Origin of the sequence: Lentilactobacillus laojiaonis (assembly GCF_020616595.1) — a bacterium.
GTDB classification, from domain to species: Bacteria; Bacillota; Bacilli; order Lactobacillales; family Lactobacillaceae; genus Lentilactobacillus; species Lentilactobacillus laojiaonis.
This window is the reverse complement of the sequence record NZ_CP085278.1, coordinates 1207203-1232116: the sequence shown is the minus strand read 5'-3', so window position 1 is coordinate 1232116 and position 24914 is coordinate 1207203. Positions and strand designations below refer to the sequence as shown.

Below are 24914 nucleotides of genomic sequence, written 5' to 3'. Positions count from 1 at the left end.
TATTTTTTAGCATACCATATTAATAATTAACGTTCATTTTTTAGGTGAAAATCAGCGGTCATAATTAATGAAAATAAAAAGAGTAACCACTCATCTGAGTAGTTACTCTTTTATTTTTTCTTTGCAGCAGCAATTTGTTTACCAAAATCAGTGTCAGCAAAGTTTTCAATTACATCATTTAAATCAGTTGCATTTAAACTAGCGCCAAATAAAGGACTACCCGGTTCAGTCATAATACCATCTTCTAGGTGGTAATGGACCACTGGATCAAAGCCCATGGTATTTACGAATTCGGCAACTTGATCTACGGCTTGAGGATTATCACCCGTCACAAAAAGGGACTTACGGTTAGGAGCACCTTGTGGCTTAGCTTCATCTTGTAAATTATGGTAACCCATATGATTAAAAGTTTTTACAATTGTACTGTCTTTAAAATAATTTTGAACTTGTTCACTGGAAGTTGAGTCAGGAGATAGAACTTCTTCTCGATTACCATCAGTTTCCCACCAGTAATTCATCGCATCAATTACTAATTTATTTTTTAATAATTTAGGTGCAATATTTTTATAGCGGCTAAGTGGGATGGCTAAGATAATTAGATCACTATTAGCGATTAAATCAGCATTTTCGGTTGCAATTGCGCCTGGAACTAAAGTATCAATGGTAAGATCGATTTTTTTAACGGACCCTGAACCAGAAATACGCACTTCATAACCAGCTTGCAAAGCTAATCCAGCTAAAACAATGCCGACTTTACCGGCGCCAATAATACCAATTTTTTTAAATTGCATTATTTAGATGCCTCCTTGTTAGCTAAGATTTCCTTAACTCGAGGAATAACCTTAGTAGCATAAAGTTCAATCATCCGTTCACGTTGAGCAGCTGTTTGGTTACCGGCACCATAGACTAAATCAAATCGACCCAGATCCAATTGGTCAATGGTGTGGGCAATTCTTTGAGCAACTGTTTCAGGATCTCCCACGTAAAATGAACCGACTTTAGTTTCATTATCAAATTGTTCACGACTCATTGGGGCCCAACCACGAGTTAGTCCAATACGATCAAAGTTAGCTTTAATATTTTTAAAGGCTACTTCCACAGCTTCATCCTTATCGTCAGCAATAAAACCATGCGAATGAACTGCAACGGGATAAGTAGGCATATCATTACGTTGAGCAGCTCGGCGGTAAAGTTCAATATAAGGTTTGAAACGTTCAGCTTGGCCACCAATAATAGCAATGATAACTTTATAACCAAATTTAGCAGCTCGAATAATAGATTCAGGCGATCCACCAATTCCAATGTAGGTTTCGAGTTCTTTTTCGGTCTTAGGATAAACTTCTTGATTCTTCAATTCGGCTCTAAACTTACCTGACCAGGTAACGGCATCTTCTTTACGAAGTAAATCGAATAATTCTAGTTTTTCATTAAATAAATCGTCATAGTCGGTTAAATCGTAGCCAAATAGTGGAAATGATTCCGTAAATGAGCCACGACCTAGCATAACTTGGGCTCTTCCATTAGAAAGACCATCTAAGGTTGCAAAGCGTTCATAAACGCGCACGGGATCGTCGGAACTCAAAACGGTTACCGCGGTAGCTAATTTAATTTGTTTAGTAACCGGAGCAATCGCAGCTAAAACCGTTTCCGGACTAGAAACACTATAATCAGGACGGTGATGTTCACCAACACCGATGACGTTAATCCCTAGTTTATCAGCCAATTCACCTTCATGAACAATTTGGCGAATTGATTCAGCGGCGGTTTTTAAACTGCCATCTTCGTTAGCGACAATATCACCAAAAGTTTCAATTCCAAATTCTAATTTATTTACGTCTACCATAATTTAAGCCTCCAGTCGTTTACTTACTTTTTGTAAGTTAATAAAATAAGGATAGTATACTTTATCTAATATTGCAATCAATTTATTGAAGGGGTAGGAATCTCAAACGATTCTCCCGCTTTTAAAACTTTTACCATCCCCGCAGGTAATAATTTCGCAAAAGCTTGTGGATCTTGTTGGATGTCGGGAAATGTATTGTAGTGAACGGGAATTACATATTTAGCTTTAACACGGTTAGCTGCACTGGCTGCCGCCTTGGGTCCCATCGTGTAATTATCACCAATTGGTAAAACTGCGACATCAATGTTGTAGGCCTTACCAAAGAGATTCATATCACCATAATTGGAAGTGTCCCCAGCAATATAGACAATTTGGTGATCTGCCATGATTAAGAAACCGCACGCTTCTCCCATGTAGACCGGTTGGTTATTAATAATTAAGCTCGAGCTGTGCTGAGCATGCGTGGTTTTTATTGTGCCAAAATCAAAGTTCCATTGGCCACCCAAGTCCATGGCATGACCCAAAGGCGCTCCATTATGTTTAGCATAATAGACTAATTCACTCATCCCAATAATCGGTGCCTGATTACGCTGACTAAGAGTAATCATGTCACCACTATGATGTTGATGTCCGTGAGTAACTAAAATCGCATCACATTTAAAATCTAAATCGAGATCGCTTTGAGGATTGCCAGTGATCCAAGGATCAACTAATAAAACTTTGCCATTATTTAAACGGATTTCTATACATGAATGACCGTGAAAAACTAATTGCATGTAAATTCCCTCCTTTGGGGCATATTGTAGCAGGATTAAATAGTTAATGGGGTTTAAAAAGCTCAAAAAATTTTAAAGCTCGTATACTAAAAAAGGGGGATGATTTTATGCAATTAACAGCTACTCAACAATTGGAAATTTTTAATATGATAACGCAAGCCGATCAATTAGCGACTGCTCGTCAGGCCGAAGCCTATGTAAATTTATTTAGCGATGATGGAAAAATTGCGGGAATTAAAGGAACGGTTACTGGAAAATCCAATTTAATTTCTTTTACGCAAGCTACTTGGCAAAAAGAGCCGGCACATTCTCAACACTTAACGATTGCGCCACTGATTGTGACCGTAACTGATAAAACGGTCGTCGCCCAATCGACGTTATTAATTGTGGATCCGGATACTAAAACGATCGTGGATTGCCAAACCATTCAACATACTCTTAAACAAACTGGTAAGCAGTGGTTATTTGAATTACGGAAAGTTCTTTAGATGTTGACTGAATAAAATTGACTATGCTAAGATAACTGCAATTAAACTTTCGGAGGAACCGCATATGAGGGTCGTTGACTAAGTAATTAACTGAAAAAATCGCAGTAAACTTGCTGCTTTATTTGGTGTGCTCAGATACTTGGTAAATGATTCAGTAAATTTAAATAGATAATTTACCTTGACCTGATGTGCGGATTAACGAAAGGAATAAAACATTGAATTTAATTGAATACGGATTAACTGAAACTATTAAACAGGCAGCTAAATCATTTCCCGATGAAATTTTAGCTCGAGTAACCGAACAACATCGGGAACTTTATCAAGTAATTAGTGCGGCAGGGGAATTTTCGGCCCAGGTAAGTGGTAAATTTCAGCATAATGCTAGAAATGTAACGGATTTTCCTGCCGTGGGAGATTGGGTAATGCTTACGGCAACTACCGGCCAACAAGCTACTATTCAACAAGTCCTTCCGCGAAAAAGTGTCCTTACTAGAGGAGCGGCTGGCAGTGAAGGTGCGGGTCAAATCATTGCAGCTAATTTAGATACCGTTTTTATTTGTATGTCACTCAATGCGGATTTTAATATTCGCCGAATTGAGCGTTATTTAACCATCGCTTGGGAAAGTGGTGCTATGCCAGTGATCGTTTTAACTAAGGCCGATTTATGTACCGATTTAGATCAAAAGCTAGTCGAACTAGGTGAAGTGGCGATTGGCGTTGATATAATCATTTGTTCGGCCAAGCAAAATGAAGGTTATGACGAGTTACGAAAATACACTGATAATGATCAGACGGTGGCGTTTGTAGGATCTTCAGGAGTGGGTAAATCTACCTTAATTAATGGACTAATGCAGCAAGATATTTTTGCAACGAAGGCCATTCGATCCGATGATGATAAAGGTCGCCATACCACGACTTTTCGTCAATTATTAAAATTACCCACCGGAGGAGTCGTTATCGATACTCCCGGAATGCGGGAATTACGTATTCATACCGGAGATTTAGCTCATACGTTTCAAGATATCGAACAATTAGCGGCGCAATGTAAATTTAAGGATTGCCAACACCAAAGTGATCCGGGGTGTGCCGTTCGTCAAGCAATTGAGGCGGGGACATTGCCCATTGAACGTTTAGAAAGTTATCAAAAACTACAACGAGAACTCACTTATAGTCAGCTAAACGCGCGGGAATTAGAAAATGAAAAAATTAAGCGGATGTTTGGTAGTAAACATAAAATGAAACAAATGTTAAAAGATTTAAAGAAATAAGTAAAACGCTCGTCTCAATTATGAGACGAGCGTTTTTTAATTAATAAAATTACGTTATATAAAAATTACTTCTTATTTTGGTAAAGCTCTACTAGTCTTTGACGAAGATCATCATCGTAAGCCGTGAGGTAGAGTCCATATTTACCACGTTTCATCAAAACATTGAGCACGTTAGCGATAAAGACCTTATATTCTTCTTGAGTGAATTTACGATCTTTACGTTTCTTGAAAATTTCTTTATGTGAATATTTTTCTGGAATAATGGTCATGGAATCCGTGGCCTTATCATAGCCAAATGAAGGTCCAATAATCATTCCAACGTAATTTAAATCAAAACCTTGTAAGGTGTAAATGGTTCCCACTTGAGTAAGTGAGCCTTCACGTTTAGCCCAGTGAGTGCGTTGGGGATCCCATTCATCCCAAGGTAAGTTAAAGGTATCCATTTCTACATTATGACGACCATCGATTCGTGGAAAGCCGGAAGTAGCCACCATGCGACTCATGCCGACTTCTTTGTTACGTTTCTTGATATTTTCGAAAACTTCCCCGGCGGTATCGAAAACTTTAAATTCAAAGTCACTATTTTCCGGGAAGGCTTTGAGTGGTTTTTGACTAGTTAAATCATCCATCCAAGCCACTTGTTCATCACTGGCTACCATTCGATATTGGAAATTCATATCAAAAATTTGGTAAGGATGCTGGTCAATGGTCTTGAATAATAGTTCTTTATCCCAGTACATTTTAGATTGGAAGACTTGATCGAAATCGTATACGACGACTACAATTTTGGCTAAATTCATTAAATCAGTTAGTTGATTTTGGCCGCGATAGTGCGCATAGGGTTCGGATTTAGAGTATAGTAGGTGCGCTTCATCAACAAAAATAATGTCGTATTTTTTGTGATTTTTTTGCGCATTATTGATTAAAGCCGTGGGACGTAAAATGGATTTAACATCCATATTTGGAATAGATTTTCCTAGGTCACGATAAGCTTTGTATAGTTCGGGATGATTAACAACTAAAGCCGTTTGGTAATTTTTATCGGTCATATATTGGCGAACTAATTCCATTAAAACAACTGATTTACCAGTTCCCGCTGCCCCTTTAATAATGGCTACGGAATGGAGATTTTGTTGAAGACTTTGTCCAATATAAGTATTCATTTGGCTAATTACATTTTTTTGATCGGCAGAAAGATCATCCACAAAAAATTGTTCTTTTAAAATTTCATTCATATTTGGGCTCCTAATGATTAAATTTAGTAATTCCAACTAGCTTATTATAGCAGTTTGTCTAAATCATTAATAATTTAATAAAGCTGATCGCAAAATAGGTACCTTTCTTGCTATACCAGATATTGGTTGTTAGACTTAGGTTAAATTGATATTTATGAAAAGAGGGAGTTACTGTGATAATTACAATTATAATTTTAGTAGTATTAGTAGTAATCGGAATTTTAATTTATAACGGCATGGTCAGCGCTCGCAACACGGTTGATGAAGCCCAAAGTCAAATTGGTGTGCAATTAAAACGCCGAGCTGATTTAATTCCTAATTTAGTAAACACGGTCAAAGGTTATGCTAAACATGAACACGATACCTTTATGGATACCGTTGAGGCACGTAATGCGGGCCATAATAATGGAGCGACTTTAGCCGATTTACAAGCTGCTGCGGAAGTGATGGGCAATGATCAAGCTAATTTAGCTCAACGAGTTCAAGCTAATGATGCTGCTAATGCGGGCTTGGGTCAAATTTTTGCGGTTGCTGAAAATTATCCTAATTTACAAGCTTCTACTAATTTTGGTCAACTCCAAGAAGAATTAACGACAACCGAAAATCGAGTGGCAGCTAGCCGGACTAACTTTAATCGGGTAGTCCGTGACTACAATACTAGAATTCAATCATTTCCAGCTAATTTGTTAGCCGGGATGTTTCATTTCACTAAGCGTGAACAATTACCAACCGATCCTGCTAATGAAACTGTTCCGGAAGTTAAGTTCTGAGGTGAAAGATAAGTGGCTAAATTAGATACTTTAGGAGCGCAAATTAATGAAAATAAAAAGCGTTCTGTATACACCATTGCGATGTTTTTGTTGCTAATTAACATAATTTTTGCAATTTTAGCCTATGTTTTTACTGGTGGCGATTTAGTTAATACGGCTAAAGCCATGCTAGGTTTAGAAATCGTATTAATCTTATATATCTTGTATCGCTACTGGCAAGGTGGAATGGAAATTGTTCGCATGAACAAGGGTCAAGAAATCTATGAAGATGTGGCCGATCCTAGTTATCGACAAGTTTATGATATCGTCGTTGAAGTTAGTTTAGCAGCCGGATTACCAATGCCGAAAGTCTTTATTGTTCCGGATGCTTCTCCTAATGCGTTTGCGACGGGGATGAGTCCTGATAAAGCTAGTATTTCGGTTACTCAAGGGTTAATTGATATTATGAATCGGGAAGAATTAGAGGGTGTGATTGCTCATGAAATGAGTCATATCAAAAACTATGATATTCGCGTAACTACTTTATCAATTGCCTTAGTGGGCTTTATTAGTTTATTGGGATATGGGTTATTACGTTCTGGTCAATCGATGTCGTATTTTGGTTATAGCGATGACGATGATGATAATTCTAGCCGGTATTTAAGCCTAATTTTAGTAGTCCTTGGTGGTTTAATCTTAATTATTGGGTTACCACTTAGTTATCTATTGTCTAAAATTTTGTCGAGAAAACGTGAAGCCCTAGCCGATGTTTCGGGAGCGGAATTAACGGGTAATCCGGCCGGTTTAATTAAGGCCCTGGAAAAACTTCAAGGACCCCAACCGGCAGCTTCTAATTTATCACCACAAGCTAGTGATTTATATTTGGTAGAACCACTATTTGGCAAAAATAATAAGCGTTCTTGGTGGTCTAAAATGATGGATGATCATCCACCATTAGAAGAACGCATCGAAAACTTGAAGCGAGTATTAGGCGAAAGTCAGGATCAACAACCTAGATAAGCGCAAGTATATTCTAATAAAAACGGAAACTATCTAATTAGTTTCCGTTTTTTATTGATTTTATGCCGACTTAGCACTAATCAATCATTTAATATTGGCTAGCTATTGAATTTTTAAAATTAAGGCGTATATACTAGAAATATTACTAAAAAAGGAATGATATAAATTTATGGCAAAACATAAAAGTACGCTCGGGCTACTACGAACCACGACGATACTGGGTATTTTAGTTGGTTTAGGTGCAATGATTTTAGGTAAAATGATTGAAATTATTGAATATGTATTCTTAAATTACAAAGAAACGGCTATGTATCCTGCACCGGCCCAAATTTCGCCCCTTCACCGATTATTATCATTAGTCATCGGTGGAATGATTGCCACGATTTTATGGTGGTATATTAGTGTAAAATTAAAACCAACGGTAAATGTAGAAGCCAGTATTAAAGGCGCTCAGATGCCGGTTAGTACTACTTTATTAAATTCATTTACTCAGGTATTTTTTGTAGGAATTGGTGGCCCGGTTGGCCGTGAAGTTGCTCCTCGCTTGGTGGGTACCTTAATTGCTCAAAAATGGATGAATTTTTTAGATCGAGTTAGAAGTTTTAAAATTGATCCGGAAGATCGTCAGTTGTTATTGGCGGCCGCTGCTGGAGCCGGCTTTGCGGGAATTTATATTGCCCCGATGACGGGAATGCTATTTAGTGTAGAAATTTTATTAAATAAAGTTAATAAAAAGACGGTTTCTGTGAGTTTATTAATGTCAATCATTGCAATGTTAATGGGTTCAACCCTTAAAGGCTTTAAACCTTACTACTTAGTGGGGCAGGGAAACTTTTCATTGCCAGTGGTGGCATTAACATTGATTATTGCGCCAATTAGTGGCATTTGTGGGGCCCTTTTTAGAAAAGGATTTAAATGGGCCGAAAGAACGAAAGCTACTAAAAATAAAATTTTATGGCAGTTACCTTTAATTAGTTTAATTACGGGATTAATTGCGATGTACTTTCCAGAAATTATGGGAAATGGGCGCTCATTAGCTGAAGCAGCGATTCATATCCATACTTCTAAGGTGGCGTTAATTTTATTAATTGGAGCGCTAGCTAAATCATTAGTTACGACTTTTTCATTAAAAGCCGGAGCTTTCGGGGGCAAACTAGCACCTTCAATTGCGATTGGCGCAGCGATTGGAGGAACCATTGGATTTATAGCGAGTTTGTGGATTCCCGTTATGCCGATCTGGCAATGTGCAGTGATTGGGGCCAGTGCTTTATTAGCTGCTTCCCAGCAAGCTCCCTTAATGGCCTTATTTATGATGTTTGAAATCTGTCATTTAAATTATTCGGCCTTTTTACCACTAGGATTGGGCGTAGCCTTAGCAATTTTATGTGGAAAATTAATTTTAAAAGATCCTGTTAATAAATAGTTAATCTAGCCTAATAGCAATTGCTATTAGGCTTTTTTGCTAAATTCCGGAATTGGGACTACACTAGTAGTTAGTGTATTTTTATGAAAAAGGATGGTTTTAGCTTGAATAAAAAGGAAATCCAAATCGTTACGTTAGCCTTATTAATGTCTAACGCAATGAATGGTTTAGACAGTACCATTATCAATACGGCCTTACCAGCAATCGTCAGTGACTTGCATGGGATTGAATTTATGGGATGGATAGTTTCCATTTTCTTATTAACTACGGCGGTTAGTACTCCGCTATGGAGTAAATTAGGTGAACATATTGGTAATAAAACTGCTTATCAAATTGCCACCACGTTATTTGTGATTGGTTCATTTTTTGAAGGAATGGCGCCCAACGTTATCTTCTTAATTGTAGCGCGTGGGATCATGGGATTAGGTTCGGGAGGAATGACTTCGATTCCTTATATCATTTATGCTAATATGTATAAAAATCCCAAGAAGCGTTCTAAAGTCCTAGGATTTGTGACGGCTAGTTATAGTTCGGCAACCATTATTGGTCCTTTGCTAGGTGGCTGGATTGTAGATACGATTAGTTGGCATTGGGTATTTTATATTAATGTGCCGTTAGGACTACTATCAATTTTGATTGTCCAACATTATTTCAAGCAAGACGATTCCTTAAAAATTGATAATCCAGTTGATATTAAGGGAATTACTTTATTAACCACTGGCCTAGTAATGTTATTAGTCGGTATTGAAATGATTAACATTTTATCAACTATGTGGGTTATTGCTTTATTAGTTATTGCAGTTGCTTTACTAGTTATTTTAGGTTTTGTAGAAAAAACGGCTAATGATCCGATTGTCCCTAGTCGCCTATTTAAAAATAAAAAATTAGTTATCGATTTTATTTTATTTATTTTAATTTGGGCAACGTTTATTGGTTTTAATCAATATGCTCCCATGTGGGCGCAGGGATTACTAGCAACGTCAGCGGTTATTGGGGGAGTTACGCAAATTCCAAGTGCCTTTACCAATTTTATCGGTGCTCGATCGGTGGTTAATTTATCCAGTCATATGCGACCTCGAGTTATTACGGCCTTAGGAATCTTTACTCTGATGGTGGCCTTTACGATTTTAGGTTTATCAGGCATTTCAGCTAGTTACTGGGTCTTATTATTGGCAGGCTGTTTTGTCGGGTTTGGTTCGGGACTTTGTTTTAATGTTTTACAAATTAGTGTACAAGAAGATGCAGATCCTCAAGATGTACCGACAGCTACTTCACTAAGTTTCTTAATGCGTAAATTAAGTCAAACCTTTATGGCTTCAATTTGTGGGATTGTTTTAAATAATGCGTTACATGCAGGAGTTAAACAAAGCCACGGACAAATCACGATGGGGATGTTAAATCATCTTAGTGATGCCGAAGCGGCTAAACATTTACCACAACATTTAATTCCGCAGATGCGAGTTATCTTACACAATGGTTTACACAATATTATGTTATTGGCGTTAAGTTTCTTAGTAGTCGCGATGATTATCTGTATAATAGCAATTATAAGTAATAACAAGGCACGGACTGTTTAGTTCGCGTTTTTTTATTTAAAAGTCATTAATTATAAAAGGAGTTAGGTAATGAAATCAATTGTAGCCGGAATTGTGGCCCATGTTGATGCTGGTAAAACCACTTTATCCGAAGGCATGTTATTTGAAGCAGGAGAACTACGCAAGTTGGGTAGGGTGGATAACGGAGATGCTTTTTTAGATCCTGAGGATTTAGAAAAACAACGGGGCATTACGATTTTTTCACACATGGCTAAATTAAAATTTAATAACCTAGATTTAACTTTATTAGATACTCCCGGACATGCTGATTTCGCCAGTCAAACTGAACAAGTATTAAGTGTATTAGATTATGCCGTTTTGGTGGTTTCAGCCACTGATGGAGTAACAGGGTATACGCGGACCCTATGGAATCTATTACAAACTTATCAAGTACCAACTTTTATCTTTGTTAATAAAATGGATACCATTACCGCTAATGCCAATCAGTCGTTAATTCAACTACAACAGGAACTGTCGGAAGGGTGCCTCGCATTTGATAAATTAGATTTAGAAACCATAGCCATGCAAGATGATCAAGCTTTGGAAGAGTATATGAGTACGGATAGTTTAAGTGATTTGACGATTCAGAAATTAATCCAACAGCGCCAAATTTTCCCGGTCTATTTTGGGGCCGCTTTAAAACAACAAGGAATTGTTGAATTATTAACGGGCATGGAAAAGTGGACACTGGAAATGGAAACCAAACGCGAATTTGGTGCGCGAGTCTTTAAAATATCTCATGATACCAAAGGCGAACGTTTAACTTGGCTACGTTTAACCGGTGGCCAACTTAAAGTTAAGGATTTAATTGTCGGCGATCAAAAGGCAAACCAGTTGCGAACTTATAGCGAAAACAAGTTTTCGGTGGTTAGCGAAGTGGTTGCCGGTCAAGTCGTCGCTGTTCCAGGATTAACGGCGACGTATCCCGGACAAGGAATTGGTGATAAATCTGATACAGTTGCCCCGTTAATTCAGCCAGTTTTGAATTACTCAGTTAATTTAAATGATAATGACTTACAAAAGGTTTTAACCGCCCTACGCCAGTTAGAGGATGAAGATCCATTATTAAATGTAATTTGGCAAAGTGAATCGCAAGAAATCCAAATTCAAATTATGGGTAATATGCAGTTAGAAATTATCCAACAAATTTTAATGGAGCGTTTCAATTTGGAAGTTACCTTTGATAAGGGAAGTATTGTATATAAAGAAACGGTTACTAAATCAATTGAAGGAGTGGGGCATTTTGAACCATTGCGGCACTATGCTGAAGCTCATTTACTAATTGAACCTTTACCGAGGGGATCTGGAATCAAATTAGCCTTAGATTGTCCTCAAGAAGTTCTAAGCATCAATTGGCAACATCAAGTCCTAGCTAATTTACAAAGTAAACCGCAACTAGGCGTATTAACCGGTTCATTATTAACAGACGTCCAAATTACATTAGTAACCGGACGAGCAAGTAATGTGCATACGGTTGGTGGCGACTTTAGAGAAGCTACTTGGCGGGCTTTACGACAAGGCCTGATGATGTTAAAAGCCCAAGATGGATTAGCATTGCTAGAACCGTGGTATCAATTTACCTTAGTCGTTGGTAAAGACCAAGTCGGGCGCGCCATCAATGATATCCAACGAATGGACGGTAAATTTAACCTAGAGAGTGAAACTAATGATCAAACCATGGTCACTATAACTGGTAAAGCCCCAATAGCAGAAATGCAGGATTATGCTCAAACTGTAAATGGCTATACTCATGGTCAAGGTAGTCTGGAATGTATTTTCTCTGGCTATCAAGTAGCTCACAATACTTCAGAAGTAATTGATGGATTGCAATACGATCCCGTAGCCGATGTTAGCAATACTCCGGATTCTGTCTTTTGTGCGCATGGCGCTGGCTATCCAGTGAAATGGGATCAAGTACCGGAAATGGCGCATGTAGCTTACCGTTATCCGATTGCATAAAAAAACGCAAACTAGTAGTTTGCGTTTTTTTTATTAGGCCGTATATTGACTTAAAATCTCTTTTAGTTGGTCTTTACTGTGGTAACCCACAATACTGTCTACTACTACGCCGTCTTTTTTAACGAGCATTGTTGGAATACTCATAATTCCAAATTGTTCAGGCGTTTGCGGATTTTTATCAATATCTAATTTGGTAAATTTAACATCGGGCATCTCATTGGATAATTCTTCAATGACTGGTGATTGCATTTTACATGGTCCACACCAAGTTGCCCAAAAGTCGGTAACATTCAGACCGTTGAGGGTATCTGAAGTAAAATTATTATCGTTAGTTTCAATTACCATAATTACGCCTCCTAAATTATCTTCTAGCGGATTGATTTTGGACGTTTACATTAGGATTTTGATTGGTACCAATTTTTAATAAAACGGCACCATCTAAAACGCCACTATCATCACTTAAAACAAAATTATTGGCAGTGTAGTCCAAAGTTAGACCATTGCCCCAAAAAGTAAATTCATTTTTAGTACTATAAAATTGATCATTACTATTAGTAGATAATTGTTCATTAAAATCGGGATCCACTTGATCTAATGCCACTATTTGATAACTGTCCCCAATGGAACAAGTACCGCCAATATCGGAATACTTATTAGATCCATCATCTAAAATTAAAGCGAAAATGTGATAATCGCTGACTTTATCCTGCAATGCGGTTAAAGCAGTATCTGTAATATTTAGTTTCATGGCAATGTCCTCCCAATAAATTATTGATAATTAAATTATCGACTAAATTATAAGCTCATTGGAGAAATGCTCCTAATGATTGGCTTACTACGTTGCGTAGCTGAAAATAATTTGACAAGGCCCCAGAATTAGCCGTAAATTAGAATTAACTAATAAAAACCATTTAAAAGGAGTTCAAAAGCACGCATTGTGAAAAGAAATCGATCATTTGTAGAAATTATTAAAAGTTTAGTGATTTTAATATGTGGGATATTTATTATGTCTATCGGCGTAGCCATGGCGAGATTAGCTGGCCTAGGCACGTCGCCAATTTCTAGTATTCCCAATGTTTTAAGTATGTTTTTACCACTGACTATTGGCCAATTAACGATTGTATTTATGGTAGTTTTTATTCTCTTGGAGTGGGTGGTCTTACGGTCAGAATTTTCACAAACCGCTTGGTTACAATTAGTGCCGGGAATCCTATTTGGGGTCTTTATTGACCTATGTGTCAAATTATTTAGCTGGGTTCCCGTAAATAATTATTTAGAACGCGTAATTGTTACCTTAATAAGTATTGTGATTTTATCTTTAGGAGTTTATTTAGAAATTAACTCGCATGCAGTGGTGATGCCCGGAGAAGGTATTTCCATGGCGATTGCGGTTCGGTTTAAGCAGAAATTTCCCAAAGTTAAAGTTTGGGCTGATGCTACGATGGTATTAACCGCCGTGATCATTTCCTTGCTAGCCCTACATGGGTTTGTCGGGGTACGAGAAGGTTCGATTGTTGCCGCTTTGATTACAGGTCGCTTAGTCGATTTCTATACCGAATTTTTACCCGGTTTTACTGCTTGGATGGATCCAGAAATGTAAAAAAGCACTCCAATTTGGAGTGCTTTTTTTAATATTTAAATTCGGCTAAAGTCGTGTTTTGAACGTCTTTAATAGTTTTGGTACCAGCTAATTGCATGGTAGTTTTAAATTCATTGTTTAATTCTTGCAAAGCATCTTGAGCAGCTGGAGCGCCACCTAAGGCTAAGGCATAAACAATTGGACGACCAATGGCAACTAAATCAGCACCAGAAGCTAGCGCCTTAAATACATCAGAACCACGACGAATACCACTATCAAAGATAATTGGCACACGACCGCTAACCGTCTTAGCTACCGCTTCTAAAGCGTCAAAGGAAGCAGGGCCTCCATTTAATTGACGTCCCCCGTGATTAGAAACGTAAACTCCGGCTGCTCCGGCACCGATTGCTAATTCAGCATCACCTGGAGTTTGAATACCTTTAACGATTACTGGTAAGTCAGTATATTCGGCGATACGACGAACATCTTCCGGACTAATTTTTTGAGCAGCGGCTGCATAAATTTCAGCAATACCTTGGCCCTTACCAGCACCTTCACTGAATTTTTCCAAGTTAGCCATAGGAATTGGGAATTGGAAATTATTAACGATATCAGCTTCGCGATAACCATCGACGGTAGCATCTACAGTTAAGATGATGCCTTTAACGCCAGCTTTTTTAGCTTCATCTAAAATAGCTTCGTTAAATTTCCAATCTTTACTCATATAGAGTTGGAAAAATTGAGGTGATCCATTACCAGCGGCAGCCGTATCGGCAATCGATGATGATGAATATGTACTTTGAGCCATTAGGGCACCTTCAGCAGCAAAGGCCTTGGCAGTATCTTTTTCCCCCTGAGAATTAGCAAGTCCTTGGGCAGCTACGGGTGCCATCATGATTGGAGTTTTTAAATCAATGCCAAAAACGTTGGTACTGAGATCAGGTTTTTCAATATTGGTTAAAGCTCTAGGATAGATTTGTTTGTGGGTAAAGGCTTTACGGTTGGCTTCTAAAGTCCAATCGTTTTCAGAACCCCCAGCAATGTATCCAAAACCACCAGTTGGAATGATCTTTTTAGCACGTTCCTGTAATGATTCAAGATTTAATACCTTAATGTGTTCTTCACGATCACTTTGTTCATAACCATTTACATCTGTCATTTAAAATCCCTCCATATAGTTATAAGATAAAATTAATTATAGTTCACTTACTTTTAGTAAGCAAGTAATTGAATTAAAATTTATCTTATAAAAAATTGATTAGCTAATTTGATTCTGTTAATATAGCTACATGGTGCCAAACCATCATGGCTTTATGTCATGAACGCTTATTGCGCTGGCAATCACTTCCGACTACTATAAGTGGATTGTCAAAAGAAGCTTTGGCTGTGAGCGGATTTTCACACCTTAGCATAAAAAAGACTGCCTTTGGGCAGTCTTTTTTATTTGTGAAAAGCGTAGGTGGCTTCACTACCCACAATGTGCGAATAAAGGTGCCAATTCTTGGTGTTTTCTTGAAATTGATTTAATTTATTGTATTTTAATTGGTAATCAAATGTTGGCATATTGTAAGAATAAACTCGGATGTGATTTTTATTATAAACTTTCACAGTTTTAGCTTTTACTAACCAACTAGTATATTCTCGATAGCCAATTGATTGGGTATGAGGTGTTAAACGGGTCCATTCATCAAAACTACCGAGCCATTTGTGTTGGAAATTGGCTGGAATGGTTTTGACGACTTTGGTTGCTGCGTGGGCCGTCATTTGGTTTGGCTGATTTAGACTTACTCCACCTAAAATACCAAATGATGCCAAAACTAACATTGAATTTAAAGTTTTCATTGATATGGCCTCCCCTTTGGGCCATAGTATAAACCTATTTAAATCAAAAAGGGTGGAGTTAGTTTTATAAACATCATTTGAATTATATCTATATTATGGATGCCATTAGGTATATTATTAATTTAGTGGAATGAACTTAAAGGAGAAAACGTATTAAATGTATAAAGTAATTAAATATATGGGAAATTTGATGTTAGCTGTGGGGGCAATGATGTCATTTGGGAAGCTAGCGCATGCTAGTAGCCAACCCTTTCCTAGCGAGAAAGGCTATATTCTTGGAGTGGGATCCAATTATAATGCCTTTGCAGCCGGAAAATTAGAAATCAATGGTGGTCCAGTTCATGAACTAGAAGGAAGTTATGCCGCTAATGAAATGGGCGATAGTGTTGATCAATTTAGTGAAGGACAAAACCTACAGTGGGGTAAATTATCATACTTTGCTCCAATTTTTACAACCAATAAGTTATCTGATGATACAAAAGGGGAAAATCTGAGACATATGATTGATCCTAATGAAAAAGAAGTTTCTGACATTATTAAAGGTATTGAAAACTTAAAAATAAGTCCTAATAATAAACTAATTATTAATAGTTTACATGAAGAGTCAGGAACATGGTCTGATACTGCTAAAAATACTATGCATAAGGCATTAATGACCACATTATTAGATAAAAATGTTGGTGATACGGAAGCATTTGGAATTAATAAGGACTCTTTGATTAAAAATTACGAAAAAAATCATAATGGACAGTCTATTGATTTAGACCCACAGGCGGTTGATGCTCAAAATTATTTCACCGCCGCTAAAGACCAAATTGAAAATATTTCTAAATATTATGATTCATTTACTACTAAAAATGATTCGGTTTTTAATGGTTCGGTAGAGTCGGTTAATGTTGATCATAGTTCTTCGGATAATAATGTCACAATTAATTTAAAAAATGGCTATACAGATAAACCTATAGTTGTAATTAAATTGCCCAAAAACAGTACTAATATTACGGTAAACATCAATAATATGGATACTACTACGCAAAAACTATACGGTGGTAAGGATCATGATAAGGATCCTTGGTTTGCATCGTATAAAAATGCGCCCTATATTATTTTTAATTGGGATGGTTACGAAAATGAACAGAATATTAATAGTACTTGGAATAATCCTTATGTATTTAAAATTAATGGTTCAATTACGGGTCAAACTAATGTTGAGAATTCAGATGGTTCTAAAGCTACCGTCAATCAATTAATCGCTAGTCGCGTTTTAAATAATTTTCCGAATTTAGAAGTGTCCGGTAATAATTATGTAACTTTTGATCAAGCAGATCCGAATAATAAATTTACTGGAACGGTAATTGCTCCTAAAGCCAACGTTGATATAGCGAATGTAGGACAATATTTTCTAGGTAGTGTAATTTCTGGTAAAAACATAAGGTTGGAAAATAACATGCTATCCATGCGAGTAATCGCAGGAGCGTTTGATACCGGAAATATCAGAGGTGATGATTTAAATAACTTAGATCCTAACAACCTAGGAAATATTAATAGTCTTTCCTATAAATATGATACGGACGAGGAAAAGACGGTGACAGATACTGCTGATGAAAGTCTCAAAAATATTAATGGTAATAAAAGCCAATTCAGTGATTTAGCAGTTAATTTAAGTAAAGTAAACGGGACTTATAATCTGTATTATTGGTTCAATCAAGATAGAGACAACTTAATTAAAGACGGTAGCATTCAGGCTGGAGATACAGTTCATAAGTTATCGACTTTTAAAATTGACAGTTTAAGTGATGGAACTTTTACTTCGAAGGGCATTAGCAGTCTCGATACTCTGCCTGATCGAGAACCCGCAACCCAATCACTTAATTTAGATGTTACTAGAACTAATATTTTACACTTTGCTTTAGTTCCCGATGGCGTTACTCCCACCGCTGAGAATATTGAGGATTACACAACCAAGTCCTTTAAGTTAAATGAAACCGGAAAGTTATCCGTTGAAGTTCCGACGTTCTTCAAATTTAATCGCACCGATAATAGTAATTACGTAAAAGAATTGAGTTTACCGGCTACGAATGATTGGGGAATTAAATATAATTTAGACTTTGGTTTTAATTCCGAATTAAAGACGGCTTCAGACGGATATACTTTGTTAGGAAATGATAGTTGGAGTAACTTTACGGCTAATGATAATATATTAGAACCAACTACGGTTGAAGATATTAATCTATTTAGTAATAACAATTTAATAGATGACAAGTTATCAGTTAAATTAGCGTTTACCCCTAAAGAAGGTATTACTGATTTGGATAAGAAACAATTACCGCTAAAGTGGGTCCTTCAGCTGGCCAGCTAAACTACGTATTGTATTAGGCACTAGCTTGGGATAAAATTATAAAGAATACAAGTTTTAAGTTATAGGTGAATGGGTGCTTATAATTTAATAAATAGGAGTGGGTAAAATGAAAAAAACAAGTTTATTATTAGCAGTAGCTGCCTTATTAAGTAGTTCTGCTTTATCAGTATTATCAGTAAACGCTGCTGAAACACCAGCAGGAAATACATCAGTTGCTGAATTTAATGTCGATGCCGGTAAATTAACCTTAAATGAAGTTCCGGATATGTTATTTAACAACGTAAGTTTTGAAAATTTAGTAAAAAATAACACTACTACTTTAAATTATGCAGCTGGAACTGATGCTGTAAAAGGCAATGCTGAAAGTAAATCAAATCAAAACTCATTAGATCTTACTGATTACCGTGGAACAGATGCTGGATGGACTGTCAATGCTACTATGGCAGCATTTAGTAACGGTAAATCAAGTCTTAATGGTGTATTGAATTATAAAGGTTTAGGAACTATTAGTAATACAGGATCATCTGTGATTGCTCACGGTAATGAATATACTTATTCAAGTACACCAAAAGAAGATGATACAACTTTAACAGTGACTCCAACTACTGGTGACCAAAAATCTGGCTTAACTGCCGGACAATATGATGCAAATATTACTTGGACTTTAAGTCAAACTGCTGCAGATACATCTTCAGATGGAAATGCATCTGCAACTAAATAATTAAATATTTTTAACTTCAAGAGCTGATGGCAAATGTCTAGGCTCTTGTTTATTTTAAGGAGTTTAAATTGAAAAAATTTAGATACTTACTAGCCGTGATCATAGGCGTATTAATGCTAGGATTTTTTACCACTAATGCAGATGCAGCTAATAACGGAATGGGATTTACTGCCAGTCGAGTGGACAACCCTTACCAAACCAATGATTCTGTCGGCTATTTTGATATGACAGTTAAACCGGGTCAACATACGAATTTAAAAGTTAAGCTATATAACTTAACCAATCAAGAATTAAAAATCGCTGGAAGTGTTAATACTAGTTATACTTCTGGTAATGGGACTGAATCGTATAATCAACTTAATCCCTATTCTAAAGATCTCTCTACAGAGATTAACCAACTATCCAGTTTGACGGGTGGTAAGCAAATCATCACGCTAAAACCTAAAGAAGAGAAGGTTGTTAGTTTTCCATTGATTATGCCTTCCAAGCCTTACAAGGGCATTTTAGAAGGGGCTATTTACCTAAGTCAGTTGACCGATACAGCTAAGCAATCTAGCCGAGGTAATTTAGCGATTCATAATAAATTTGCCTTACAATTGGGCGTAGTGCTACGAGAAAATGGCAGTGTCAAACCCGATATGCAATTAAATACCATTAGCACGGGAATTGATCAAGCGGCTAGTTTTAGCCCGGCCTTTTCAGCCAATTTAGAAAATACGCAACCTGCCATGATTACGAACCTAAAAATCAAGGGTCAAATCAAGCAACACAATCGGGTACTTTATGAAACTACCCGCAGTAAATTAGGGATGGCGCCCCGATCAAACTTTAACTATTTAGTTAATACTAAGGGTGAACGTTTGAAAGCGGGAAATTACCAAATTAGAATCGTAGCAGATGCTAATGAAGGCCATTGGGAATTTACTAAGAACTTTACCATTACTAAAGAACAAGCTGAAAAAGCTAACTTACACGCCGAAAAGGGTTTTAATTGGTGGTGGATTGTCTTATTAATCATCATATTATTACTCTTATTATGGTTAATTATCTGGCTCAAGCGTCGCAAAAAAGACGAAGAAACCGAAGATGACTTATACTAAAGTTAAACCAATATCAAATTGATATTGGTTTTTTTATTGACTATTTATCTACTTAGCAATACAATATAGCAGTAAATAGTAATACTAAGTAGATGGAGGAAGTCAGTTGAATGGATTAACTGAAATGTTAAAGGGTGTTTTAGAAGGTGTGGTGCTCCAAAAGATTAGCCAGGGTGAAACATATGGTTATGAAATCACACGTTACCTAAATGAACTCGGGTTTGAAGATATCGTCGAAGGCACGGTATATACGGTGCTCATCCGGTTAGAAAAGAAACAATTACTAACGGTAACCAAACGCAAATCTAAGATTGGTCCCATGCGCAAGTTTTATACCTTAAATGCTGCGGGAGTAGCCTATCTAGCTAGTTTTTGGGAAAAGCAGGCGTTTATTGAAGAAAAATTACGAATGATTAAAGGGGAAGCTTAAATGAAAAATTATTTTAAAAAGATGTTAGCTGACAAACAACGTTATCACCAATATAAGGCTGAGAAACAACAATTACCTAGCGAATATCGCCAAGCGTTAGAGGCTTTAGAAAAATATATGTATAATTTTGCGGGAAATAATGGGTTTATGGAGGTCTTGTATCAGACCCTAGAATTATTTACGGAAAGTGCCGCTAATCGTGTGCCTGTAAAACAAGTGATTGGGGACGATCCCGTTATCTTTGCGAATAATTTAATGGCTCAATATCCGGATAATCTCTGGTTTGCGAAAATGCAAAATAACTTACGCGATAAATTTAACCAAATCTAGTACACTATGATTTGGGGGATGATTTAAGTGTCACTAAATGATACACAACGTAAAAATGCAATTAATGAATTAAAAACTAATTTTGAATTAGCGGGCTTAACCGCCCAACAAGCTGCCGATGATTTAAAGATTAGCAAAACTAAGTTTAAAAAAATCATGAAACTTGATCAACAAGCTTTAGAAGATCCTTGGATTTTAAGTCACTATTTAATTAAAAAAGTTCTAGAAAATCATCAGTCACCCGTACCATTTTCCGTCTTACGAGGTGATTATCACCGCTACATTTTTTTAGATACGGATGCGATTGATGCGGGGAAAATGTCACCTGGTGATGATTAAAAGTTTCATGTGAAACAAAAAAAGACCACTTTACAGTGGTCTTTTTTTAAACTAATTATTTAAAAGTTTTAAATCTTTCAGCATCGTCCATGTATTCTTTTTCGCCGGCTTCGCCTTCTTTAGAACCAAAGACTAATTGTGAACGAAGTTTCCAGTTAGCTGGAATGTTCCATTCTTTAGCAACGGCTTCATCAATAATTGGGTTGTAGTGTTGTAAGTTAGCACCTAAACCTTGGTCTTCTAAGGCTACCCAAGTGTTAGCGTTAGCAATTCCGTTTGATTGTTCAGCCCAACCAGGGAAGTTGTCAGCATAAGGAATGAATTGGTTTTGTAATTCAGTAACTACATCAGTATCAGTGAAGAACATTACGGTACCGAAACCATCACGGAAGCCTTTTAACTTAGCTTGAGTACGTGGGAAGTTTTCAGCTGGAGTAAGTGGTTTAACAGTATCTTCCACAATGTTCCAAAGAGTTTCGTGAGCATTTCCAAATAGGATTACGGCTCTAGTAGATTGAGAGTTGAAGTCAGTAGGACTTTGTTTGATAGCTTCTTTAATTAAAGCTTCAAGTTCTTCTGGGGTTTGTTTAACGTTACGGCCTAATGCGTAAATTGAACGACGGTTTTTTAAAGTATCAGTAAATTTAGTCATAATCAATCTCCTAACTTATTGTAAGTGTTAAATATAATATATCATCTAACAAAAAGTAAGTAAATAGAAATTGCAAATAAAATTTCACATATTTTAAATTTTTTTCGGTAGAATAGAGCTAAAAACAAGATAAAGGTGGTTAGTAAGTTGAAAATTTTGCAAATTTTAAAAAGTACCAATCAACAATTTATTAATCATTGGAAAGATTATATCAGTCTGATGGTGTCGATCAGTCTCCTCACGGACTTAATTTTAGTGGGGGTCTTTATCTTGCTAGGCGACGTAATTCAAAATACTTATCAGGTGGGCTTTATTTCCTATCGTAATTTTTTCGAACTTTGGGAAAATAAACCCTTTTTAATGCTAGGCATCTTATTAATATGGGGATTAGCGGTATTAATTTTATACTTTAAATTTATTTTTGTGATCTTAGGTAATTACCAAATCAGTCATAATATGTACGTTCGTTTTACTAGCCTAATTAAACAAACTTTTGCGGCTATCCGCCAGGCTGGTAAAGCGCTGGGCATATTTTTAATTTATTTTATTGCTTTAGCGCCATTAGTCGGCTTAGGTTTGCGAATTGATTTATTAGGACGTTTGCGGTTTACCAATCAAGTAATTTCGCTAGTATTTAGTCAGTACTGGGGGCCGGTAATCGTGGCGGTATACTTGGTAATTTTATATTTAAGTATACGGTTAATTTATGTGTATCCCTTAATGCTCTTTAAGCATTATACGGTCCGCCACGCTGTTCAAGGTAGTTTTTCCATTACTGAGGTTAATCAATTAAATTTATTAGGGGCAATTAGTCTACTATTTTTAGTGACTGAAGTAGTGACTTTAGGTATTTTTTGGTTAATTTATCATCTTCAAATTTTAGTGGATCAACATTTAATGACATATGCCAAAATTGTAGTCAGTTTTAATTTTAGTTTGGTTAGCCTCATTATTATTTTTAATGAGATTTACTTAACGACCATGATTATTTTAATCGTGTTACATAAAAGTAAAACTAACCAGCCAATTGATTTTGAACGACCCCATTATCCAATTAGTCGTTGGCTAGTGTTAGGCTTGTTGATTGGTTATTTAGGCGTAAATACTTGGACAGTAAATAGTAAGTTATTAGTGGAACCAATGGTGATTGCGCATCGCGGGGTCAATCAAAATGATGGCGTGCAAAATACCTTGCCAGCGATGTTAAAAACCCACCAAGTAAACCCCAACTATGTAGAAATTGATGTCCAAGAAACTAAAGACCACCAATTTGTAGTTTTGCACGATGATAATCTTAAACAATTAGCCAATCAGAACCACAGCCCACAACATTTTACTTTAAATCAACTGGAAAATATGACGGTTAAAGAAACTGGTCATCATGCCAAGTTAGTGAGTTTTAAAAAATATTTCGCAGTTGCTAAGCAACATCATCAAAAGTTGTTGGTCGAATTAAAGTACACTAAATTTACTAGTGCACAATTTGCTAAAAAATTTATGCAACAATATGGTCAACAACTGGTAAAGGACCATGATTTAATGCATTCAATGAATTTTGAGGCCGTTCAAACCATTAAATCACAAGCCCCAACCTTAAAAACGGGCTATATTATGTCATATAATTTACTAGGAACTCCGCAAATGCATGGGGACATGTACACGATGGAATATCCAACATTAAATACGATGTTTATCATGCAGGCCCATCTACAACATAAAAAAGTATTGGCCTGGACGGTCGATAATGCTAATGATATGAAGAAAATGTATTTTTTAGGCGTTGACGGGATTGTAACTAATGATGCTCAAAAATTAAATCGGGTGTTAGCAGATAACCGCCACAATTATGCTAAACGATTATTAAATTACATGTTAAACGTTCAATTTCCAATTAGATAATATGGAGGAAGAATCATGGCAATCGCAAAAATTATTGAAATTAATGGTAAAAAGGGCATTATTTTACCAGCTAGCATGTTAGAAGAATTAGAACTAACTGAAAAAGACCAAGCAGTGTATTTAGATCATGATGATGAAAAAATTACCATTAAAAAAAAGCCAAACGTATCCAAACTAGATCAACGTTTCGCTAATTTTGATGTTAATAGTTATCATGAAAAAATTAAGAATAACCATGAATTTCATTGGGGAAAATCCATGGGAAATGAAATTTTTAAATAGTGGGGGAAGTAACGATGATTTATGAACAAGGCGATATTATAAAAACTGATTTAAGCCCCGTCAAAGGTCACGAACAATCGGGTTACCGCCCTTTATTAGTAGTATCGAATAACGATTTTAATCATTACACTAATTTAACTAAGGTAGTTCCGATTACTACCCACGGAGAAAAATTTCCGCTCCACATTGAATTACCAGCTAATCTAATTACGAGCGGGCAAATTTTAACCGAGCAGGAACGCACTTTAGATACCCATGCGCGAGATACCCACTTTGTAGAAAAATGTCCGCAAAATATTTTAGATGAAGTATTAAAAATGATTTCAGAAACCTATTAGAGAAGCATTCCTAAAGAATAGTGAATGATCATAGTAATAATTCCGACGATCACGTTACGGGTAACGGCTTCTTTGGTGTTACCGTCACCTAATTTAGCACTAATAAATCCAGTTAATGCGACTGATAAACAAACTGATAGAATCGTAACGGGCCATCTAAATGGTTCCGGAGTTAGTGTCATGGCAAGTAATGGGAAACTACCACCTAGGGCAGCAGCAAAGAGGGATGAAAAAGCTGCTTCCCAAGGGTTAAGATAATGTCCAATTTGAATATTATATTTAACGCTAACCACGGTTTTAAGAGGATTTTTATGCATTAAATCTTCGGCGATTTTATAGGCGGTTTCTTCGGAAACTCCTTTTTGTATATAAAAATCTTGAACGACTTTTAATTCATCTTTAAAATTCGTTTTAATTAAAAGGTTTTCCTTAACAACGGCAGATTTTTCCGTATCTTTTTGGGTACTAACCGAAGCATATTCACCCGAGGCCATCGAAAAGGCACAAGCTAATAAATCGGCTAAACCAGCAATAAAGATCGTGAAGGGATCAGTAGTAGCAATCGCCACACTAAATAAGACTCCCACAACGGTTAAAATTCCGTCATTGGATCCTAAAACCCCGGCACGGAGGGTATTGAGTTTTTCGTCCATAGTTTGTTTAGACTTGTTCTTCTTTGTCATATGG

The 24914-nt window shown here is 36.5% G+C and carries 27 protein-coding genes; 17 read left to right on the top strand and 10 right to left on the bottom strand.

Annotation, left to right across the window (positions count from 1 at the left end):
- Positions 1–110: 110 nt before the first annotated feature.
- The 3 genes from LHL71_RS06395 to LHL71_RS06385 all read right to left on the bottom strand — a co-directional run bounded on the left by LHL71_RS06395 (position 111) and on the right by LHL71_RS06385 (position 2619).
- Positions 111–794, bottom strand: a complete 684-nt coding sequence (locus tag LHL71_RS06395) for an NADPH-dependent F420 reductase (protein WP_227361629.1) — start codon at positions 792–794, stop codon at positions 111–113.
- Positions 791–1843, bottom strand: coding sequence for an LLM class flavin-dependent oxidoreductase (locus tag LHL71_RS06390; protein WP_227360989.1), 1053 nt, complete (start codon positions 1841–1843; stop codon positions 791–793). The genes LHL71_RS06395 and LHL71_RS06390 overlap by 4 nt, the downstream gene beginning before the upstream one ends.
- 77 nt (positions 1844–1920) lie before the next feature.
- Positions 1921–2619 (bottom strand): metal-dependent hydrolase, encoded by a 699-nt coding sequence (locus tag LHL71_RS06385; protein ID WP_227360987.1) that lies wholly within the window; start codon positions 2617–2619, stop codon positions 1921–1923.
- A 107-nt stretch (positions 2620–2726) separates the two neighbouring features.
- Between LHL71_RS06385 and LHL71_RS06380 the strand changes: the two genes are divergently transcribed.
- Both LHL71_RS06380 and rsgA read left to right on the top strand, forming a co-directional pair.
- Positions 2727–3107, top strand: coding sequence for a nuclear transport factor 2 family protein (locus LHL71_RS06380; RefSeq protein ID WP_227360986.1), 381 nt, complete (start codon positions 2727–2729; stop codon positions 3105–3107).
- Positions 3108–3322: 215 nt separating this feature from the next.
- Positions 3323–4375: a ribosome small subunit-dependent GTPase A gene (rsgA, locus tag LHL71_RS06375; RefSeq protein WP_227360984.1), complete on the top strand. Its 1053-nt coding sequence runs from the start codon at positions 3323–3325 to the stop codon at positions 4373–4375.
- A gap of 65 nt (positions 4376–4440) precedes the next feature.
- Here the strand turns inward: rsgA and LHL71_RS06370 are convergent, their stop codons facing one another.
- Positions 4441–5610 (bottom strand): DUF2075 domain-containing protein, encoded by a 1170-nt coding sequence (locus tag LHL71_RS06370; protein WP_227360982.1) that lies wholly within the window; start codon positions 5608–5610, stop codon positions 4441–4443.
- Positions 5611–5783: 173 nt separating this feature from the next.
- Here LHL71_RS06370 and LHL71_RS06365 point away from each other — a divergent pair, with 173 nt between their 5' ends.
- The 5 genes from LHL71_RS06365 to LHL71_RS06345 all read left to right on the top strand — a co-directional run bounded on the left by LHL71_RS06365 (position 5784) and on the right by LHL71_RS06345 (position 12356).
- Positions 5784–6380 (top strand): LemA family protein, encoded by a 597-nt coding sequence (locus LHL71_RS06365; protein ID WP_227360980.1) that lies wholly within the window; start codon positions 5784–5786, stop codon positions 6378–6380.
- Between the two features lie 12 nt (positions 6381–6392).
- Positions 6393–7379 carry a M48 family metallopeptidase gene (locus LHL71_RS06360; protein ID WP_227360979.1) on the top strand — a complete coding sequence of 329 codons (987 nt, stop codon included), beginning with the start codon at positions 6393–6395 and terminating at the stop codon, positions 7377–7379.
- Positions 7380–7548: 169 nt separating this feature from the next.
- Positions 7549–8802 carry a chloride channel protein gene (locus LHL71_RS06355; RefSeq protein ID WP_227360978.1) on the top strand — a complete coding sequence of 418 codons (1254 nt, stop codon included), beginning with the start codon at positions 7549–7551 and terminating at the stop codon, positions 8800–8802.
- Positions 8803–8906: 104 nt separating this feature from the next.
- The gene (locus LHL71_RS06350) at positions 8907–10379 is read left to right on the top strand and encodes an MFS transporter (RefSeq protein WP_227360977.1); all 1473 of its coding nucleotides are present in this window, start codon (positions 8907–8909) and stop codon (positions 10377–10379) included.
- A gap of 48 nt (positions 10380–10427) precedes the next feature.
- Positions 10428–12356, top strand: a complete 1929-nt coding sequence (locus LHL71_RS06345; protein WP_227360976.1) for an elongation factor G — start codon at positions 10428–10430, stop codon at positions 12354–12356.
- 33 nt (positions 12357–12389) lie between these two features.
- Here the strand turns inward: LHL71_RS06345 and trxA are convergent, their stop codons facing one another.
- A complete protein-coding gene (gene trxA / locus LHL71_RS06340) occupies positions 12390–12701 on the bottom strand; it encodes a thioredoxin (RefSeq protein WP_227360975.1) in 312 nt (103 codons plus the stop codon).
- Between the two features lie 16 nt (positions 12702–12717).
- Positions 12718–13104, bottom strand: a complete 387-nt coding sequence (locus LHL71_RS06335) for an iron-sulfur cluster biosynthesis family protein (protein WP_227360974.1) — start codon at positions 13102–13104, stop codon at positions 12718–12720.
- A gap of 258 nt (positions 13105–13362) precedes the next feature.
- Between LHL71_RS06335 and LHL71_RS06330 the strand changes: the two genes are divergently transcribed.
- The gene (locus tag LHL71_RS06330; RefSeq protein ID WP_249778701.1) at positions 13363–13956 is read left to right on the top strand and encodes a YczE/YyaS/YitT family protein; all 594 of its coding nucleotides are present in this window, start codon (positions 13363–13365) and stop codon (positions 13954–13956) included.
- Between the two features lie 28 nt (positions 13957–13984).
- Here LHL71_RS06330 and LHL71_RS06325 read toward each other — a convergent pair whose 3' ends face one another.
- Together LHL71_RS06325 and LHL71_RS06320 are read right to left on the bottom strand one after the other, a co-directional pair.
- Positions 13985–15094, bottom strand: a complete 1110-nt coding sequence (locus tag LHL71_RS06325) for a lactate oxidase (protein ID WP_227360972.1) — start codon at positions 15092–15094, stop codon at positions 13985–13987.
- A gap of 281 nt (positions 15095–15375) precedes the next feature.
- On the bottom strand, positions 15376–15777 hold the full coding sequence (locus tag LHL71_RS06320; protein ID WP_227360971.1) for a hypothetical protein: 402 nt from the start codon (positions 15775–15777) through the stop codon (positions 15376–15378).
- Positions 15778–15934: 157 nt separating this feature from the next.
- On the opposite strand from LHL71_RS06320, the gene LHL71_RS06315 reads away from it, so the two are divergent.
- From LHL71_RS06315 to LHL71_RS06290, 6 genes are all read left to right on the top strand, one after another.
- Positions 15935–18136: a hypothetical protein gene (locus LHL71_RS06315; RefSeq protein WP_227360969.1), complete on the top strand. Its 2202-nt coding sequence runs from the start codon at positions 15935–15937 to the stop codon at positions 18134–18136.
- 106 nt (positions 18137–18242) lie between these two features.
- Positions 18243–18857, top strand: a complete 615-nt coding sequence (locus LHL71_RS06310) for a WxL domain-containing protein (RefSeq protein ID WP_227360968.1) — start codon at positions 18243–18245, stop codon at positions 18855–18857.
- Between the two features lie 68 nt (positions 18858–18925).
- Positions 18926–19957, top strand: coding sequence for a WxLIP family cell surface protein (locus LHL71_RS06305; protein WP_227360966.1), 1032 nt, complete (start codon positions 18926–18928; stop codon positions 19955–19957).
- Between the two features lie 106 nt (positions 19958–20063).
- Positions 20064–20387, top strand: coding sequence for a PadR family transcriptional regulator (locus LHL71_RS06300; protein WP_227360965.1), 324 nt, complete (start codon positions 20064–20066; stop codon positions 20385–20387).
- Entirely contained in the window at positions 20388–20717 is a 330-nt protein-coding gene (locus tag LHL71_RS06295) for a DUF1048 domain-containing protein (RefSeq protein ID WP_227360964.1), read from the top strand. It begins immediately after the preceding gene.
- Positions 20718–20744: 27 nt separating this feature from the next.
- Positions 20745–21056: a DUF2316 family protein gene (locus LHL71_RS06290; protein ID WP_227360963.1), complete on the top strand. Its 312-nt coding sequence runs from the start codon at positions 20745–20747 to the stop codon at positions 21054–21056.
- A gap of 55 nt (positions 21057–21111) precedes the next feature.
- Here LHL71_RS06290 and LHL71_RS06285 read toward each other — a convergent pair whose 3' ends face one another.
- On the bottom strand, positions 21112–21708 hold the full coding sequence (locus LHL71_RS06285; RefSeq protein WP_227360962.1) for a nitroreductase family protein: 597 nt from the start codon (positions 21706–21708) through the stop codon (positions 21112–21114).
- 147 nt (positions 21709–21855) lie between these two features.
- On the opposite strand from LHL71_RS06285, the gene LHL71_RS06280 reads away from it, so the two are divergent.
- From LHL71_RS06280 to LHL71_RS06270, 3 genes are read left to right on the top strand one after another with little or no spacing between them, the layout of a single operon-like run.
- A complete protein-coding gene (locus tag LHL71_RS06280; RefSeq protein WP_227360961.1) occupies positions 21856–23607 on the top strand; it encodes a glycerophosphodiester phosphodiesterase in 1752 nt (583 codons plus the stop codon).
- Between the two features lie 15 nt (positions 23608–23622).
- Positions 23623–23889: an AbrB/MazE/SpoVT family DNA-binding domain-containing protein gene (locus LHL71_RS06275; RefSeq protein WP_227360959.1), complete on the top strand. Its 267-nt coding sequence runs from the start codon at positions 23623–23625 to the stop codon at positions 23887–23889.
- 14 nt (positions 23890–23903) lie between these two features.
- The gene (locus LHL71_RS06270) at positions 23904–24227 is read left to right on the top strand and encodes a type II toxin-antitoxin system PemK/MazF family toxin (RefSeq protein WP_227360958.1); all 324 of its coding nucleotides are present in this window, start codon (positions 23904–23906) and stop codon (positions 24225–24227) included.
- On the opposite strand, the gene LHL71_RS06265 is transcribed toward LHL71_RS06270, so the two are convergent.
- Positions 24224–24910: a VIT1/CCC1 transporter family protein gene (locus tag LHL71_RS06265; protein WP_227360957.1), complete on the bottom strand. Its 687-nt coding sequence runs from the start codon at positions 24908–24910 to the stop codon at positions 24224–24226. The genes LHL71_RS06270 and LHL71_RS06265 overlap by 4 nt on opposite strands.
- Between the last annotated feature and the right edge of the window lie 4 nt (positions 24911–24914).